The sequence below is a fragment of the Ectorhizobium quercum genome, assembly GCF_026552795.1.
GTDB lineage: Bacteria > Pseudomonadota > Alphaproteobacteria > Rhizobiales > Rhizobiaceae > Ectorhizobium > Ectorhizobium quercum.
Map to the genome: position 1 here is coordinate 436,643 of NZ_JANFPI010000002.1, position 15,971 is coordinate 452,613.

16 protein-coding genes are annotated in these 15,971 nt (G+C 64.7%); 11 read left to right on the forward strand and 5 right to left on the reverse strand.

What is annotated here, in order from left to right:
- Positions 1–275 precede the first annotated feature (275 nt).
- The 5 genes from NOF55_RS06785 (at position 276) to NOF55_RS06805 (ending at position 3,097) form a co-directional block, all read left to right on the forward strand.
- Positions 276–479, forward strand: coding sequence for a YdcH family protein (locus tag NOF55_RS06785; protein ID WP_306410586.1), 204 nt, complete (start codon positions 276–278; stop codon positions 477–479).
- Positions 480–497: 18 nt separating this feature from the next.
- On the forward strand, positions 498–998 hold the full coding sequence (gene purE, locus NOF55_RS06790; protein WP_306410587.1) for a 5-(carboxyamino)imidazole ribonucleotide mutase: 501 nt from the start codon (positions 498–500) through the stop codon (positions 996–998).
- The gene (locus NOF55_RS06795) at positions 995–2,071 is read left to right on the forward strand and encodes a 5-(carboxyamino)imidazole ribonucleotide synthase (protein ID WP_306410588.1); all 1,077 of its coding nucleotides are present in this window, start codon (positions 995–997) and stop codon (positions 2,069–2,071) included. The genes purE and NOF55_RS06795 overlap by 4 nt, the downstream gene beginning before the upstream one ends.
- Before the next feature lie 192 nt (positions 2,072–2,263).
- Positions 2,264–2,389: a type B 50S ribosomal protein L36 gene (ykgO, locus tag NOF55_RS06800; protein WP_141147817.1), complete on the forward strand. Its 126-nt coding sequence runs from the start codon at positions 2,264–2,266 to the stop codon at positions 2,387–2,389.
- 81 nt (positions 2,390–2,470) lie between these two features.
- The gene (locus NOF55_RS06805; RefSeq protein ID WP_306410589.1) at positions 2,471–3,097 is read left to right on the forward strand and encodes a tetratricopeptide repeat protein; all 627 of its coding nucleotides are present in this window, start codon (positions 2,471–2,473) and stop codon (positions 3,095–3,097) included.
- 93 nt (positions 3,098–3,190) lie between these two features.
- On the opposite strand, the gene pyk is transcribed toward NOF55_RS06805, so the two are convergent.
- The gene (pyk, locus tag NOF55_RS06810) at positions 3,191–4,630 is read right to left on the reverse strand and encodes a pyruvate kinase (RefSeq protein WP_306410590.1); all 1,440 of its coding nucleotides are present in this window, start codon (positions 4,628–4,630) and stop codon (positions 3,191–3,193) included.
- Positions 4,630–5,118, reverse strand: a complete 489-nt coding sequence (locus NOF55_RS06815) for a DUF1036 domain-containing protein (RefSeq protein WP_370868936.1) — start codon at positions 5,116–5,118, stop codon at positions 4,630–4,632. The genes pyk and NOF55_RS06815 overlap by 1 nt, the downstream gene beginning before the upstream one ends.
- Positions 5,119–5,298: 180 nt before the next feature.
- Here NOF55_RS06815 and NOF55_RS06820 point away from each other — a divergent pair, with 180 nt between their 5' ends.
- From NOF55_RS06820 to NOF55_RS06830, 3 genes are all read left to right on the forward strand, one after another.
- Positions 5,299–6,084, forward strand: coding sequence for an N-formylglutamate amidohydrolase (locus NOF55_RS06820; RefSeq protein WP_306410591.1), 786 nt, complete (start codon positions 5,299–5,301; stop codon positions 6,082–6,084).
- Between the two features lie 10 nt (positions 6,085–6,094).
- Positions 6,095–6,400 (forward strand): DUF1244 domain-containing protein, encoded by a 306-nt coding sequence (locus NOF55_RS06825; protein WP_306410592.1) that lies wholly within the window; start codon positions 6,095–6,097, stop codon positions 6,398–6,400.
- A gap of 86 nt (positions 6,401–6,486) precedes the next feature.
- Positions 6,487–6,753 (forward strand): DUF2312 domain-containing protein, encoded by a 267-nt coding sequence (locus NOF55_RS06830; RefSeq protein ID WP_306410593.1) that lies wholly within the window; start codon positions 6,487–6,489, stop codon positions 6,751–6,753.
- Between the two features lie 220 nt (positions 6,754–6,973).
- Here the strand turns inward: NOF55_RS06830 and mepK are convergent, their stop codons facing one another.
- A complete protein-coding gene (gene mepK / locus NOF55_RS06835) occupies positions 6,974–8,806 on the reverse strand; it encodes a peptidoglycan L,D-endopeptidase MepK (RefSeq protein WP_306410594.1) in 1,833 nt (610 codons plus the stop codon).
- A 311-nt stretch (positions 8,807–9,117) separates the two neighbouring features.
- Positions 9,118–10,677, reverse strand: a complete 1,560-nt coding sequence (locus tag NOF55_RS06840; protein WP_370868937.1) for a sigma-54-dependent transcriptional regulator — start codon at positions 10,675–10,677, stop codon at positions 9,118–9,120.
- Between the two features lie 147 nt (positions 10,678–10,824).
- Between NOF55_RS06840 and NOF55_RS06845 the strand changes: the two genes are divergently transcribed.
- Complete coding sequence (locus tag NOF55_RS06845; protein WP_306410596.1) at positions 10,825–12,630, forward strand: M3 family oligoendopeptidase; 1,806 nt, start codon at positions 10,825–10,827, stop codon at positions 12,628–12,630.
- Positions 12,631–12,764: 134 nt separating this feature from the next.
- On the opposite strand, the gene NOF55_RS06850 is transcribed toward NOF55_RS06845, so the two are convergent.
- Positions 12,765–13,277 carry a ClbS/DfsB family four-helix bundle protein gene (locus NOF55_RS06850; protein ID WP_306410597.1) on the reverse strand — a complete coding sequence of 171 codons (513 nt, stop codon included), beginning with the start codon at positions 13,275–13,277 and terminating at the stop codon, positions 12,765–12,767.
- Positions 13,278–13,366: 89 nt separating this feature from the next.
- Here NOF55_RS06850 and NOF55_RS06855 point away from each other — a divergent pair, with 89 nt between their 5' ends.
- Together NOF55_RS06855 and NOF55_RS06860 are read left to right on the forward strand one after the other, a co-directional pair.
- On the forward strand, positions 13,367–14,296 hold the full coding sequence (locus NOF55_RS06855) for a heme-dependent oxidative N-demethylase family protein (RefSeq protein ID WP_306410598.1): 930 nt from the start codon (positions 13,367–13,369) through the stop codon (positions 14,294–14,296).
- Between the two features lie 179 nt (positions 14,297–14,475).
- Positions 14,476–15,921 (forward strand): homospermidine synthase, encoded by a 1,446-nt coding sequence (locus tag NOF55_RS06860; protein ID WP_306410599.1) that lies wholly within the window; start codon positions 14,476–14,478, stop codon positions 15,919–15,921.
- Positions 15,922–15,971 lie beyond the last annotated feature (50 nt).

The window sequence follows — 15,971 nt, forward strand, 5'->3', positions numbered from 1 at the left end:
TCAGGTTTACGACGGGATTGTGACATGAAGTGCCGTCGTTGTCGAAGGTGAAATCTTGTCGCGGGCGTGGTAATTTCGTGATCATGTCTAACTTCCCGTGCAGACGGTTTGGTGATAGAGGCATGGCCACGCGAAGGTCGGCCTCGATGGCCTTCCGGCATCCGGCGACGGACCGCGCAACGGAGAGATTCAAAGAGGGCATCAGCCCCGGAACAGCCGCACGGCCCATAATCCGGGCGTCCGGCAAGGACGGGTGTCAGTGGGGAAGAATGGAAATGGCAGATCAGGAACAGGCCGAGATCAGGCTGACATTGGCGCGCCTGCGTCAGGAGCATGAGGACTACGACGTCGCCATCAACGCCATGATCGAGACCGGCTGCGACGCCCTGCGCGTGCAGCGTATGAAGAAGAAGAAGCTGGCGATCAAGGACAAGATGAGCCAGATCGAAGACCAGATCATTCCCGACATCATCGCCTGAACGGCCGGAGGCCCGCATATGAGCGTCACATCGCCGCCCGTCGCCATCATCATGGGAAGCCAGTCCGACTGGGAGACCATGAAGAACGCCGCAGACACGCTCGAAGCCCTCGACGTGGATTACGAGGCCCGCATCATTTCCGCCCACCGCACGCCCGACCGCATGGTCGAATTCGCCAGGGGCGCGCGGGAGGAAGGCTTCAAGGTCATCATTGCCGGGGCCGGCGGCGCCGCCCACCTGCCCGGCATGACCGCAGCGCTCACCCCCCTTCCCGTCTTCGGCGTTCCGGTCCAGTCCCGGGCCCTGTCCGGCCAGGACAGCCTTCTGTCGATCGTCCAGATGCCCGCCGGCATTCCGGTCGGAACGCTTGCCATCGGCAAGGCCGGCGCGGTGAACGCCGCGCTTCTGGCCGCCGCCGTTCTCGCCCTTTACGACGACGCGCTCGCCGAGCGGCTGGACGAATGGCGCCGCCGCCAGACGACCGCCGTCGCGGACTATCCGCTGGACGACACCCCATGACACAGGCACCCCTGAAGGCCGGCGCTACGATCGGCATCATCGGCGGCGGCCAGCTCGGCCGCATGCTGGCGATGGCGGCGGCGCGGCTGAGCTACCGCACCGTCATCCTCGAACCGCAGGCCGATTGCCCCGCCGCGCAGGTCGCCAACCGGCAGATCGCGGCGGCCTACGACGATCCGGTCGCGCTTGCCGAACTGGCGAGCCTCTGCGACGTCGTCACCTACGAATTCGAGAACGTGCCGGTCACGGCGACGGCGACGCTTCACGGCAACGTCGCCGTGTTCCCGCCGCCCAGGGCGCTGGAAGTGGCGCAGGACCGGCTCACGGAAAAGACCTTCCTCAATGCCTCCGGCATCGACACCGCCGAGTTCCGCGCCGTCGACGATCAGGCGGGACTGGAAAGCGCCCTGGCCGGGTTTGGCGGCCGCGGCGTGCTGAAGACCCGCCGACTCGGTTACGACGGCAAGGGCCAGCGCGTCTACAAGGGCCCGGAAGACAGCCCCGCCGGCGGCTTCGAGGCGCTCGGCGGCGTGCCGCTCATCCTCGAAAGCTTCGTGCCCTTCGAGCGCGAGATTTCCGTGATCGCGGCGCGCGGGGCGGATGGCGCCGTCGCCTGCTACGACCCGGCGGAAAACGTCCATCTGAACGGCATCCTTCATACGTCCACGCTTCCGGCGCAGGTCTCCGGCGAAACCGTCGAGGCAGCCTTCGCGGCGGCCGAAAAGCTGCTATCCGCCCTGGAGTATGTCGGCGTCATCGGCATCGAGTTCTTCGCCCTGCCGGACGGCAGGCTTGTCGCCAACGAAATCGCGCCGCGCGTCCACAATTCCGGCCACTGGACGGAGGCGGCCTGCGTCGTCTCGCAGTTCGAACAGCACATCCGCGCCGTCGCCGGCCTGCCGCTCGGCGATCCGGCCCGCCACAGCGATTGCGTCATGACCAACCTGATCGGCGACGACGTGCTGGCCGTTCCCGGCTGGCTTCTGAGAAAGGATGCCCTGGTGCATCTCTACGGCAAGGCGGAAGCGCGGCCGGGCCGCAAGATGGGCCACGTCACCGTTCTGAAACGATAGGAAGGGCCGCAGCCGAGGGGTCGTCGGCAGGCTAAAATGCCGGGCATTCCGGCAAAATGCCCGCGGCGGCGGTTGACAGGCCGGGGCCGAGCCTGTATCTCCCTGCCCAACCCAAAAGAGCGCGCTGACCGGCGCGCTTTTGATTGTAGAGACCGAAGGGGATGCGTCCCCGAAGCCTTGCGGACTGAAGACATGAAGATCAAGAACTCTCTGAAAGCCCTGAAGGCCCGTCACCGGGAAAACCGTCTGGTTCGCCGCAAGGGCCGCGTCTACATCATCAACAAGCTGAACCCGCGCTTCAAGGCCCGTCAGGGCTGATTGCGGAAGGCACTGCGCCCCGGTTACGGGCTGCGCAGAAAAGTGATTGGAACATTGCGCATGGCGGGTTAAACTCCCGCCATGCGCTTTTTGTTGTCCGCCCTTTTTCTCCTGAACCTGACTGCCGCCGCCGCACTGGCGCAGACGGCCGGTGCGCCCGATGCCGTCGAAGCTCGCACGTCGCCTGCCGACGCATGGCCGGCGCCGTTGAAGTCCCAGCCCGATGAAAGCCAGCGAATCGAATCGCTCCTGTCGGAACTGCGCCGCGAGCGCGATCCGGCCAAGGCGGCCCAGATCGCAGGCAGGCTGTCGGCAGCCTGGAACGATTCTGGCAGCGCCACGGTCAATCTTCTGATGAAATGGGCCGACGACGCCGTGAAGCAGAAGCGCAATACCGCCGCCTTCGATTTTCTCGATCAGGCCACCGTTCTGGACCCGGATCATGTCGGGGTCTGGAACAAGCGCGCGGCGCTCAACCATGTTCTGGGCAATGACAAGCGCTCGATGAGCGATCTGAACCGGGTCTTGATTCGCGAGCCGCGCCATTTCCGCGCCCTCTCCATGATGGCGGAAATCCTCGAAAGCGGCGAGCAGACGGAAGCCGCCCTCAAGGCGTGGCAGCGCTATCTGGAAATCTACCCCGCCGACCGCGACGCCCAGAAGAAGGCCGCCGCCCTCGAAGAAAAACTCGCCGGCAGCAGGGCCTGACGGTCGCTTGGCGACGCCGAACAGCAGCAGCCCGAAACGAAAAAGCCGGCAATGATGTTGCCGGCTTTTCCAATGATACAGAGTGCAGAGCGTTCAGATGCCGGAAAGGCCGTCCGAACCGATATAGGCGATGCGCAGCAGGTTCGTCGAACCCGGTGTGCCGAGCGGTACGCCCGCCGAGATGATGATGCGGTCGCCCGGCTTGCCGAAACCTTCGGCGGCGACGATGCGGCAGGCGCGGTTCACCATGTCCTCGAGATCGTTCGCATCCTGTTCGATCACGCAGTGCAGGCCCCAGACGACGGAAAGACGGCGGGCCGTCGGCGTCGAGGGCGACAGCGCGATGATCGGCACCTGCGGCCGCTCGCGCGCGGCGCGCAGGCCGGTCGTGCCGGTGGCCGTATAGCAGACGATCGAGGTCAGCTTCAGCGTTTCGGCGATCTGGCGGGCGGCAAGCGAGATGGCGTCGGCGCCGGTCGCTTCCGGCTGCGGGCGCTGGGCGTAGATGATCCCCGGATAGTGCGGCTCGCGCTCGACGGTCGTCGCGATCGACGCCATCGTGGACACCGCCTCCACCGGATAGGCGCCCGACGCGGACTCGGCCGACAGCATGATCGCGTCGGCGCCCTCGAAGACGGCGGTCGCGACGTCGGAAACCTCGGCGCGGGTCGGCACGGGCGCGGTAATCATCGATTCCAGCATCTGCGTCGCCACGACGACCGGCTTGCCGGCCTTGCGACATGCGCGGATGAGCTGCTTCTGGAGACCGGGAACGGTTTCGAGCGGCATTTCCACGCCGAGGTCGCCGCGCGCCACCATCAGGGCGTCGGAAAGCTCGATGATTTCATCGATGCGCTCGATGGCCTGCGGCTTCTCGATCTTCGACATGAGGCCGACACGGCCCCGCGCCACCTTGCGAACGTCGGCCAGGTCTTCCGGCCGCTGGATGAAGGACAGCGCCACCCAGTCCACCTCGCCGGTTTCCAGGACGGCATCGAGGTCGGCATGGTCCTTCGGCGTCAACGCTCCGACCGGCAGCAGCGTGTCGGGCAGGCTGACGCCCTTGCGGTCGGAAATGCGCGTGCCGGAAACGACGGTGCAGACGATGCTCTTGCCATCGCACTTCTCGGCGCGCAAGCTCAGCTTGCCATCGTCGATCAGCAGGCGATGGCCGGGGCGCACGGCTTCGAGAATTTCCGGATGGGGAAGGAAGACGCGCTTGTCGTCGCCGGGTTCGTCCTTGTTGTCGAGCGTGAAGGTCTGGCCGGGAACAAGATCGACCTTGCCTTCGGCGAACTTGCCGACCCGCAGCTTCGGGCCCTGCAAATCGGCGAGGATGCCGATCGGCCGGCCGCAGCGGGCTTCGACGGCGCGGATGCGCTGGATCATCGTGCGCATCACATCGTGGCTGGCGTGGCTCATGTTGATGCGGAAGAGGTCGGCCCCCGCCTCGTGCAGCTTCTGGATCATCTCCTCCTCGGCGGAGGCGGGACCCAGCGTCGCGAGGATTTTGACTTTACGGTTCCGCTTCATCAATTCTGGCCTTCCTGAGCGCCGGGCGTATCCGAAAGCTGGACCATCCAGCTTCCCTGCCGACCCGTGTCGTATTCCTTGAAACCCATGCGCTGATAACCGCGCGAGAAGCACTCCTCGACGCCAGTGATCTTGAACTCGTTCTCCGCCACGCACATGTTGATCTCGCCGGTCCAGCGACCGCCCCGGGCCGCATCCTCGGCATAGAGATAGTAGTAGCGGGATTGCAGTTCACCCTCGATCAGGGTGGCGCAGGTGGAGGCCGGCACCTGCCACCAACCCTCGCTGATCCATCCTTCGGCGGCACGGTAGCCGATGGCCACGCCGACGAGGTTCTGCGTTCCGTTGCACACGCGGAAATCGGCGCGGGCATCGCTCGCCGCAAACAGCGGGGCCAGGCAGAAACCGGCAACTATACCGGCATGAAAAAGGTGCCTGCCCTTGGACGCGGCGAAAAATGACTGAATTTTGGGCACGATTCGAACCATGTCTCCCATTTTCGAATGCTATCTTTCTTGCGCGGCGCACAGCGATTGTCAACGCGCGGAACGTTCGCCCGGCTGTAGGGACAATAGGCGCTTGCATGCGCCCTCCGCCCATGCGATCACAGCCGCCGCATCCCGATGGACCGGCCCGGTCCTCCTTTCCTCAGCGCTCCGATGACCCCCATGCCTGACCTTACACCTTTCGAGATTCTGGATGGCGATTGTGACAAGGCGATGGTGATCCTGGCAGATCATGCCACCAACATCGTGCCGGAACCTTACGCCCGCCTCGGCCTGCCCGAAAGTGCTTTCACGCGCCATATCGCGTATGACATCGGCGTGGAAGGGCTGACCCGCCGGCTTTCCGCCTCGCTCGGCGTTCCCGCCGTCATGTCGCGCTTCTCCCGGCTGCTGATCGACCCGAACCGCGGCGAGGACGATCCCACCCTGATCATGAAGATCTCGGACGGCGCGATCATTCCGGGCAACTATCCCCTGTCCGCCGAGCAGCGCGAGCGCCGCCTGATCGACTTTCACCGCCCCTATCACCGCGCCGTGGGCGAGACGATCGCCCGCGTCACGAAGGCCTCCGGCCGGGCGCCGCTGGTCATCTCCCTGCATTCCTACACACCAGCCTGGAAGAACGTCCGCCGGCCCTGGCACGCCGCCGTTCTGTGGGACAGCGACTTCCGTGCCCCCGGCCAGCTCATCGACCGGCTGCGCGCCCCGGGCGACATTCTCGTCGGCGACAACGAGCCCTATGACGGCGCGCTGAAGAACGACACGATGTACCGCCACTGCACGATGAACGGCACGCCGCACGCCCTGCTCGAAGTGCGGCAGGACCTGATCGCCGACGAGGCGGGGATCGAAAGCTGGGCGGCCCGGCTTCACCCCATTTTCGCCGCGATGAACGAAGACCCTGCCCTGCACGTCTACGAGGTCCATCCCTCGCGGGCGGACCTCTGAGGATTGAAGGATGAAGAAGCTGACCGAAGCCGAACAGACCGCATTCGAGGCCGCCGCCTTCCGCCGCCTCGTCGCCCATCTGCGCGAACGCACCGACGTGCAGAACATCGACCTGATGAACCTCGCCGGCTTCTGCCGCAACTGCCTTTCCAACTGGTACGGCGATGCCGCGCGCGAGGCGGGCGTCGCACTCACGAAGGACGAGACGCGCGAGATCGTCTACGGCATGCCGTACGAGGACTGGAAAAGGCTACACCAGACGGAAGCCTCCGACAGCCAGAAGGCCGCGTTCGAGAAGAACACGCCGCACGGCTGATCAATTCGCTTGACCTTCGCCGCGCGGCGGGGCAGGTCATGCCCGACCATTTTTCACCTGAACCATAATCATATAAGGAGAACCCGATGACGGATGTTCACGGCGTTGCCCGCGATCAGCTCCGCGCCTTCATCGAGCGCATCGAACGCCTTGAAGAAGAAAAGAAGACCATCGCCGACGACATCAAGGATGTCTATGCGGAAGCCAAGGGCACGGGCTTCGACACCAAGATCCTCAAGAAGGTGATCGCCCTGCGCAAGAAGGACGATCAGGAGCGGATGGAAGAGGAAGCGATCCTCGAAACCTATCTCGCCGCGCTGGGCATGATCGAAAGTCCGCCGGACGCCGAATAAATCCGGGCCACCCGCCTCCATGAAAAAACGCCGGGACATCGCTCCCGGCGTCGGACTGTTTACAAATGCCTCCCCCTCTCTTTCGTCATGCTCGGGCTTGACCCGAGCATCCAGCGGCAACCGCTGCATGGACCCTCGGGTCGAGCCCGAGGGTGACGGAGGAAAGGGCTTGCCATATACCAACGCCGGAGCATCGCCCCGGCGTTTTTTATATTTCAGGTCAGGGAACGTTGACCGTCAGGACGCGGGAATTGCCCGAAAAGCGATCCGGCTCCGACTGGAGTTGCTGCGGCCGGTCGCCGGAATCGTAGCCCGCCAGCGCCTGGGCCGTCACGCGCGGTGCCTTGAAGGCCGAGGCGGGCGCGGTCTGGCGCTGTTTCGCGAAGGCCCATTCGGCAAGCTTGGCGCCCGTCAGTTCGGCCGTGCCCGAACTCATGGCGCGGCGCGCCTTTTCAGCGTCGGCCTGCTGCGGACGGCCGCCCTTTTCCGGAAGTCCCGCCTCGATGCCGCGCGGCAAGTCCTCGGACTTCTGGACCGGCATGTCGAAGACATCGCCGAAACGACCCGTCGATGGCGTGACGGTTTCAAGCGCCGCCACTTCCTGCGCCTTCTGCCGGGCGGCAGTCTCCGGCACCGGAACGCGCGTCGCGACCACGGTCGCCGTCGCGGCCTTCTCCATTGCCGACTGGAAATCGCGGCGGGCGTCCGTTCCGTCGGCGGCGAGGGCCGCCACCATTCCGGCGGACAGTTCCTCCTGTTCGGCGAGATCGTCTTCGCCTTCCTCGTCGCCGTCGACGCCGGCCATCAGGCTTTCGGCAACGGACGGACGGGACAGCGGCAGCGGCACGCCGCCGGAAAGTTCCGGTACAACCGGCGAGATCGACGCGGTCATGAGCGGTTCCGTTTCGGGCTGCTCGTTACGCCCGGCAAGCAGGGTCGGCACCGGAATGGCCATGCCGGCAAGATCCGGAGCGACGCCGGCCGAAGCGTCGGAGGCCTGCGGCCGGTCCGCCGGCAGAACCGAGGCGATGGCTTCCTGCGCCGTGCTGCGCGGCGGAGAATAAAGTGCCGTTGCCAGCCCGTTGCCGGCGACCTGGCCTGCATAGGCCGGGCGGGCGGCGGGAACCGGTGCGGACGCCACTTCCGTGCCCGGAAGATTGCGGACTTCGGTGCGCGCCGTCAGAACTTCCTGCTGCGGTGCCGGTGCGGCGGGTGCGGCGCGGGCCGGTGCCTGCTGCCGCGACGGCGCGCGGGCCGGCGCCGTGATGGCGTCCGCATCCTCGTTCTCGTCGCCTCCGCCGAACAGGGCGGTCAGGAGATTGCGCCGTTTCGGCTGCCCGCTGCGGGAATCCGCGACCATGACGCCGGCGGGCGCCCCGCCCCTTTGCTTGTACTCGGCCAGCGCCTGCTGATAACCGGGAAGCGGCTTTCCGTCCGCGGGAATGTGCAGCGTCTTGCCGTTCGGGAAGAGACTGACCAGTTCCTTGCGGCTCATGCGCGGCCAGGCGCGAACGTTGCCGACGTCGAGATGCACGAAGGGCGAGCCGGATTTCGGATAATAGCCGACGCCGCCGCCCTGGACCCGCATCGCCGTCTCGCGCAGCTTCTTCAGCGGCACGCCCGGAATATAGAAATCCATCGCCTTGCCGAGCATGTGCTGGCTCTTTTCCGCCACACCCGCCGTGCGCGAGCGCAGCATGGCGTTGGTATTGGGCGAACGGTAGCCGGAAACCGCATGAATATAGTCCTTCGCTCCCACGGAGCGATAGACCTCCCACACGAGATCCCACAGCCTGGGATCCATGCGGGTCGGCTCGTTGCGGCGCCAGTCGCGCAGCAGACGGTTCAGGGCATCCAGACCCTTTTGGTCGTAACGGCCGTTGCGCTTGTAGACGATGTTGGCGCGCTCTCCGGTATGGACGAAGTAAATCTTCAGACTGCGGGTCTGGCCCGCCGCCTGCGCTGTCGCGACCGGCCAGCTTGAAAAGACCAGCGCCAGGGCAACCAGGGTCGCAACCATCTTGTCCACGAACAGTGTGCCGAATCTGGCCATCGCGCCGCATGAAACTGCGGCCGGCGGCGTTTCATTTTCGTACCCGTAAGGCAAGGCTATCCCCATCGCAGACAACATGAGTTGCCTGAATTGACTGTCAAATACGGTGACACGATGGCCAATCTGCCACAGTCACCCGCTCATTTCCCGCATGGTGAATCGTTCACTAACAGGACATTGACAAAGGGTAACTGCTTATCCTTGCCGAGACCTTAACTTGGATCAACAGGCATGGTTAACGGTAAACGCCCCCGCGCCGGATGTGGCGCGGGGGCGTTTCGCAGAGGCCGTCTGCCGGCCGCAGGTCCGTCTCAGGCGACGGATTGCACCGGATTGTCCGGGTCGATGCCGTAGTCCTTGAGCTTCCGGTAAAGCGTCGAGCGGCCGATGCCCAGACGCCGGGCGACCCGGCTCATCTGGCCGCCGTAGAACTTCAGCGCGAAGCGGATCAGTTCCTCCTCGACCTCGGCAAGCTTGCGGATTTCGCCGCTGTCGTCGACGCTGGCGATCATGTCCTCGCGGGAAGGGCCCTCTTCGGCGGCCAGGCTCTCGACCGGCGCGGTCAGGCTTTCGACGAGGCGCAGATGCTTTTCGCCGATCTCGCGCCGCACAGCGCTGCCGGCCGCGAAATCCGGCAACTGCCCGAGGATCTGCGGAAAGTCGGTTTCCGTCAGTTCGCTTCCCTGCGCCAGAACCACCGCCCGGTAGATCGTGTTTTCGAGCTGGCGGATATTGCCCGGCCAGTCGAAGGCGGTCAGCAGCGCCATCGCCCCGGCGCTGATCGTCAGCGGGGCGCCGAGACGCTGCTCGGTGGAGAAGCGGTGCAGGAAGACCCGCACCAGGTTGGGAATGTCTTCCTTGCGGCGACGAAGGGCCGGTATGGTGATCGGGAAGACGTTGAGGCGGTAATAGAGATCCTCGCGGAACCGCCCGGCCTTGACCTCCTCGATCAGGTTCTTGTTGGTGGCCGAGATCAGCCGCACATTGACCTTCTGCACGCGGGACGAGCCGACCGTTTCGATTTCGCCCTGCTGGACGGCGCGCAAAAGCTTCACCTGGATGTCGAGGGGCAGATCCCCCACCTCGTCGAGGAAGAGCGTGCCGCCATCGGCTTCCATGAACTTGCCGGCATGCTTTTCAGTGGCGCCGGTGAAGGCGCCCTTCTCGTGGCCGAAGAGAATGCTCTCGACCAGATTTTCCGGGATCGCACCGCAATTGACGGTGACGAAGGGCTTGCCCGACCGCTCGCTGGCCGACTGGATGGCCCGCGCCACCATTTCCTTGCCGACGCCGGATTCGCCTTCCAGCATCACCGGGATCGTGGATTGCGCGGCGCGGCGGCCGAGATCGATGACGCGGATCATGTCCGGGCTGGCGGAGGCGATGTCGGAAAAGCTGACGGTGCCGCTGCGCCGGCCGCGGGAACCGCGCGAGCGGGCCTCGCCCTGCTCATGCCCGAGCTTGAGGGCATTGGCGATCGCCGTGCCGAGGCGTTCCGGCGACACCGGCTTGACGACGAAATCGAACGCACCCGCCCGCATGGCGTTCACGACCGTCTCGATACCGCCCTGCCCGGTCTGGACGATGACCGGCACGTCGATGTGCATCACGGCCAGCGCGTCGAGAAAGGCAAGGCCGTCCATCTCCGGCATCATCAGATCGAGCACGACGACATCGATCCCGGCATGCGCCTTGAGGATCTCCAGACCCTGACGGCCGTTCTCGGCCATATGACTATGGTGGCCGTCGCGTTCGACGGCCGCCTTGAGAAGCCGGCGTTGCACCGGGTCGTCATCGACAATGAGAATCTGTGCGGTCACTTTCGCTCCCCCTGTTCTGCTCGGCTTTCGTTCAGCGAACTGCGGACCCATGAGAGTTGCCACAAAGGCTTGAACATCAGGTTTTGGGAAAGGCTTGCATTTTAACGATCGAGGCACCACACAAGGGACGATCATCCATTTCCCGTTTCGGTGCGTTCCCATCAGAGCCGGCGAAGCGGCCAGCCAAGGAGCCGGATCATGTCCACAGCCCCCTCCCCGCTCGGTGAATTGCCCGTCTGGGATCTTTCCCATCTCTATCCTTCCGCCGCCTCCGCCGAATTCACCGGAGCGCTGGCGAAGGCGCAGGGCGACGCCCTGGCCTTCGAAGCGAAGTGGAAGGGCAAGCTCGCCGCAGCGGCGGCAAAGACCGGTCCGGAGGGGATCGGCGCGGCCATCGAGGAATACGAGGCGCTGTCGGACCTCATGGGCCGGATCGGCTCCTTCGCCGGCCTCGCCTACTACGCCGAAACGACCAGCCCGGAAAAGGGCAAGGTCTTCGGCGACACCCAGGCGAAGCTGACGGACGCCTCCTCCCACCTTCTGTTCTTCGGGCTGGAACTGAACCGCATCGACGACGCGGTGATGGAAGCCTGCCTGAAGGCCGACGCAAAGGCCGCGCATTACCGTCCGTGGATCGAGGACCTGAAGAAGGACAAGCCCTATCAGCTCGACGACAGGATCGAACAGCTCTTCCTCGAAAAGAGCCAGACCGGCGCCGGCGCCTTCAACCGGCTGTTCGACGAGACGCTGGCAAGCCTCGTCTTCACCATCGACGGGGTGGAAATGCCGCTGGAGGCAGCACTGACGCTGCTTCAGGACGCCGATCCGGCCAGGCGCAAGGCAGCCGCGGAAGGGCTGACTGCGGTCTTCAAGGAGAACCTGCGGCTCTTCACCCTCGTCACCAACACGCTGGCCAAGGACAAGGAGATTTCCGACCGCTGGCGCGGCTTCGAGGACATCGCCGACAGCCGCCATCTGGCCAACCGCGTCGAGCGCGAGGTGGTCGATGCGCTGGTCGCCGCCGTCAAGGCCGCCTGGCCGCGCCTTTCGCACCGCTATTACGCGATGAAGGCGAAATGGCTGGGCATGGAAAAGCTGAACTACTGGGACCGCAACGCGCCGCTGCCGGAAACGCCGGATGCGGCGATCCCCTGGGCCGAGGCGAAGAAGACCGTTCTCGACGCCTATGGCGCCTTCGCGCCGGAAATGGCGGAAATCGCCGGACGCTTCTTCGACGGCAACTGGATCGACGCCCCGGCCCGGCCCGGCAAGGCCTCGGGCGCCTTTGCCCACCCGACCGTGCCCTCGGCGCACCCCTATGTGCTCGTCAACTATCTCGGCAAGCCGCGCGACGTGATGACGCTCGCCCACGAACTCGGCCACGGCGTCCATCAGGTCCTGGCGGGCGGCCAGGGCGCGCTGATGTGCGACACGCCGCTGACGCTGGCCGAAACCGCGTCCGTCTTCGGCGAGATGCTGACCTTCCGCGCCCTTCTCGACAGGACGGAGAACCCGCGCGAGCGCAAGGCCATGCTCGCCCAGAAGGTCGAGGACATGATCAACACGGTCGTGCGCCAGATCGCTTTCTACGAATTCGAGCGCAAGGTCCACACCGCCCGGCGCGAAGGCGAACTGACGGCGGACGATATCGGCAAGCTCTGGCTCTCGGTTCAGGCGGAAAGCCTTGGGGACGCCATCGCCATCTCGGAAGGCTACGAGACGTGGTGGTCCTATGTCCCCCACTTCATCCACTCGCCCTTCTACGTCTATGCCTATGCCTTCGGCGACTGCCTGGTGAACTCGCTCTACGCCGTCTATCGCGACGCGGAAACGGGCTTCCAGCAGAAATATTTCGACCTGCTCAAGGCCGGCGGCTCGAAGAACTATGCGGAACTGCTGAAGCCCTTCGGCCTCGACGCCACCGACCCGGACTTCTGGAATCGCGGCCTGTCGATGATCGAAAGCCTGATCGACGAGCTTGAGGCACTCGACAGGCAAGCCTGAGCACCGGCAAAGGTCAGAGACGGAAGCGTAACCTCTCCTCCGTCATCCTCGGGCTAGACCCGAGGGTCCATGCGGCGGGTGCCGCTGGATGGTCGGGTCAAGCCCGACCATGACGAAAGAATGGTTAGGGTCCGTCAGTTCAGCCCGTTCGCCTTCTTCCACGCCCGCACCCGTTTGCGGGCGTTCTCGTAAGGCGCGGCCGTGTTGAACTGGATCATCCGGCCAAGCGGATATTGGCCATAGAACGGCAGTCCGTAGAGCGCGTCGTCGTCGAGGCGCCCGATCAGGGCGACGGTCCGTCCCTTCTCCAGATCGAGGCGTTCCAGACGCTCCTCCCAGCCGAGCGCTGCGTAATCGGCGTGGAATTTTTCCGCCAGCCTTCCCAGTTCGTTCCATTTGTAACCCGTCTCGGGAAAATCGACCGGCAGCCCGGCGGCCCGCCGCTCCTGCCATTTCAGCAGCAGCGCATTCCAGCCGATCAGATAGGCGACGATGTCGGCGACGCTCATCGTCGTGCCTTTCGAGCGGCCTTCGAGCGACCGTTCGAAAACCCGCTCCGCCGGGATCGCTTTCAGTTCGCGCAGCAGACGATCGTAATTCTTCTCGATCACCGCCAGCAACTGGGCCTTGCTGAACGCGACAGCCATGAATGAATCCCTCCCGCTGCGTGAAATCGGAGCTTGCCCTTATGTTTTCCGCGGCGCAACATGGCAAAAAAGACAAGGGAACAGCAACGATGGAACAACTGATCGAAAAGCCTGTCTACACACCTTTCAGAGGTGGACACAAACCCTTCACCATCGCCATTTCGCCGCTCGATCCGAACTGTTGGATCGAACCGGACGAGGAGATCGGCTTCTTCCTCTCGGAAAAACGCCGTCTCGGCGCGGAGGTCTTCGACACGATCTACAAGGCCGAGCCGGAAACCGACGCGGCGCAGCGGGAGGTTCTGGCCGAACTCTCCGGCTGGCTGACGGCCAATCGCCCGGACGTCTGGCAGCGCGACGGCAGCCTGGTCCACGTCGCCGGCCACACGGTCGATCTGGAGGATGAGAGCCTGCCGCCCCTCGTGCGCGCCGGCCTTCTGGTGCAGGACGACCTGGTGCTGATGCGCCGCGGCGAGGACGGCTGGCGCATCGCCGCCGCCCATCTGGCCTTCCCCTCCTCCTGGTCGCTGGAGGACAAGTTCGGCCGACCAATGGAGCAGGTCCACGCCGAGGTGCCGGACTTCAAGGGCGGCACGCGCAACGCCACGATCATCAACCGCATGTTCGACAACTTCAAGCCTGGCATGCCGGTGAAGCGCTACAACTGGACGATCAACTGGAGCTACGAACTGCATCTGCCGGCGACCAAGACCTATGCGCCGAACGTCGAGGCCCGCAACGTCGCGCCCGGGGCGAGCTTCATCCGCATCGAGCGGCAGTCGCTCGCCCGGATGCCGGTCTCCGGCGACCTGCTCTTCACCATCCGCATCTATATCGACCCGGTGAAGGCGATGGAGGAGAATCCGGAACTGGCACCCGCCGCCCTTTCGCTGGCCGACCAGCTCGAGGGGCTGACGACCGAACAGGCGAACTACAAGGGCCTGACGGAAAAACGTCCCGAACTCGTCGCCCATCTGCGCGCCATCGCCGCCGCCCACGAGGCCGCTGCCGCCGGCTGATCCCGCCCGCGGCATTTCGCTGGAAAAACCGGCGAGAAATCGCTCCGCAAGCGCCGGCACCGCCACTTTATTGTGACGAAGTTTTGTGATCTAGCGTTATCCGGGAGGAAAGCCTCCCGGAAATGCGCGACATCACGAATGGCCGGACCCGATATCCGCCGAAGGAGCAAAGAGACACTATGTCCGAACAGACCTACCCGGTTTACGCTGAAATCACCGGCCCGATCGTCATGATCGGCTTCGGCTCCATCGGCCGTGGAACCCTGCCGCTTATCGAGCGCCACTTCAAGTTCGACAAGAGCCGTCTCGTCGTGATCGACCCGCGCAATGACGAAGCCGAGCTTCTGGCCAGCCACGGCGTCCGTCACATCCAGGCGCATGTCACCAGGGAAAACTACAAGACCCTGCTGAAGCCGCTTCTGACCGAGGGCGAAGGCCAGGGCTTCTGCGTCAACCTCTCGGTCGACACCGGTTCGCTCGACATCATCAAGCTTTGCCGCAAGCTCGACGTCCTTTATATCGACACGGTGGTCGAACCTTGGCTCGGCTTCTATTTCGACGAAAGCGCCTCCAACGCCGACCGCACCAACTATGCGCTGCGCGAAACCGTGCGCAAGGAGAAACAGAAGAATCCGGGCGGCACGACGGCGGTCTCCACCTGCGGCGCCAATCCGGGCATGGTCTCGTGGTTCGTCAAGCAGGCGCTCGTGAACCTCGCCAGCGAAATCGGCCTCGAATTCCAGGAACCGGCGACGGACGACCGCGAAGGCTGGGCGAAGCTCATGAAGAAGGTCGGCGTCAAGGGCGTCCACATCGCCGAACGCGACACGCAGCGCGCGATCAACCCCAAGCCGCTCGACGTCTTCTGGAACACCTGGTCGGTCGAAGGCTTCATCGCCGAGGGCCTCCAGCCCGCCGAACTCGGCTGGGGCACCCATGAAAAGTGGATGCCGAAGAACGCCAGGAAGCACAAGAAGGGCTGCAAGGCGGCGATCTACCTCGAACAGCCGGGCGCCAACACCCGCGTGCGCAGCTGGTGCCCGACGCCGGGCGCGCAGTACGGCTTCCTCGTGACCCATAACGAGTCGATCTCGATCGCCGATTTCTTCACCGTCCGTGACAAGAACGGCGACGTCACCTACCGCCCGACCTGCCACTACGCCTACCATCCCGCGAACGACGCCGTGCTGTCGCTGCACGAGATGTTCGGCAATGGCGGCAAGGCTCAGCCCGTGCAGCACGTCCTCGACGAGGACGAACTGGTGGACGGCGTCGACGAACTCGGCGTGCTGCTCTACGGCCACGAGAAGAACGCCTACTGGTACGGCTCGCGCCTGTCGCTGGAGGAAACCCGCCGCATCGCCCCCTACCAGAACGCCACCGGTCTGCAAGTCACCTCCGCCGTGCTCGCCGGCATGGTCTGGGCGCTGGAAAATCCGAAGGCCGGCATCGTGGAGGCCGACGAGGTCGACTACAGGCGCTGCCTCGAAGTCCAGACGCCCTATCTCGGCCCGGTCGAGGGTCATTACACCGACTGGACCCCGCTCGAAGGCCGCCCGGGTCTCTTCCCGGAGGATATCGACGAGAAAGACCCCTGGCAGTTCCGCAACATTCTGGTACGCTGAACGGCAACCTGCGGCTGTGCGGAGTTGAAGACCCGCACAGCCGCAGGGCA

Bases quoted from the DNA above. Each gene is read 5' to 3' on its own strand.
- NOF55_RS06815 (WP_370868936.1), bottom strand. From the start codon at position 5,118: ATGGTTCGAATCGTGCCCAAAATTCAGTCATTTTTCGCCGCGTCCAAG.
- NOF55_RS06860 (WP_306410599.1), top strand. From the start codon at position 14,476: ATGTCCGAACAGACCTACCCGGTTTACGCTGAAATCACCGGCCCGATC.
- NOF55_RS06830 (WP_306410593.1), top strand. From the start codon at position 6,487: ATGACGGATGTTCACGGCGTTGCCCGCGATCAGCTCCGCGCCTTCATC.
- NOF55_RS06805 (WP_306410589.1), top strand. From the start codon at position 2,471: ATGCGCTTTTTGTTGTCCGCCCTTTTTCTCCTGAACCTGACTGCCGCC.
- purE (WP_306410587.1), top strand. From the start codon at position 498: ATGAGCGTCACATCGCCGCCCGTCGCCATCATCATGGGAAGCCAGTCC.
- NOF55_RS06795 (WP_306410588.1), top strand. From the start codon at position 995: ATGACACAGGCACCCCTGAAGGCCGGCGCTACGATCGGCATCATCGGC.
- NOF55_RS06825 (WP_306410592.1), top strand. From the start codon at position 6,095: ATGAAGAAGCTGACCGAAGCCGAACAGACCGCATTCGAGGCCGCCGCC.
- pyk (WP_306410590.1), bottom strand. From the start codon at position 4,630: ATGAAGCGGAACCGTAAAGTCAAAATCCTCGCGACGCTGGGTCCCGCC.
- NOF55_RS06840 (WP_370868937.1), bottom strand. From the start codon at position 10,677: ATGGGTCCGCAGTTCGCTGAACGAAAGCCGAGCAGAACAGGGGGAGCG.
- NOF55_RS06785 (WP_306410586.1), top strand. From the start codon at position 276: ATGGCAGATCAGGAACAGGCCGAGATCAGGCTGACATTGGCGCGCCTG.
- NOF55_RS06820 (WP_306410591.1), top strand. From the start codon at position 5,299: ATGCCTGACCTTACACCTTTCGAGATTCTGGATGGCGATTGTGACAAG.
- mepK (WP_306410594.1), bottom strand. From the start codon at position 8,806: ATGGCCAGATTCGGCACACTGTTCGTGGACAAGATGGTTGCGACCCTG.
- NOF55_RS06855 (WP_306410598.1), top strand. From the start codon at position 13,367: ATGGAACAACTGATCGAAAAGCCTGTCTACACACCTTTCAGAGGTGGA.
- NOF55_RS06850 (WP_306410597.1), bottom strand. From the start codon at position 13,277: ATGGCTGTCGCGTTCAGCAAGGCCCAGTTGCTGGCGGTGATCGAGAAG.
- NOF55_RS06845 (WP_306410596.1), top strand. From the start codon at position 10,825: ATGTCCACAGCCCCCTCCCCGCTCGGTGAATTGCCCGTCTGGGATCTT.
- ykgO (WP_141147817.1), top strand. From the start codon at position 2,264: ATGAAGATCAAGAACTCTCTGAAAGCCCTGAAGGCCCGTCACCGGGAA.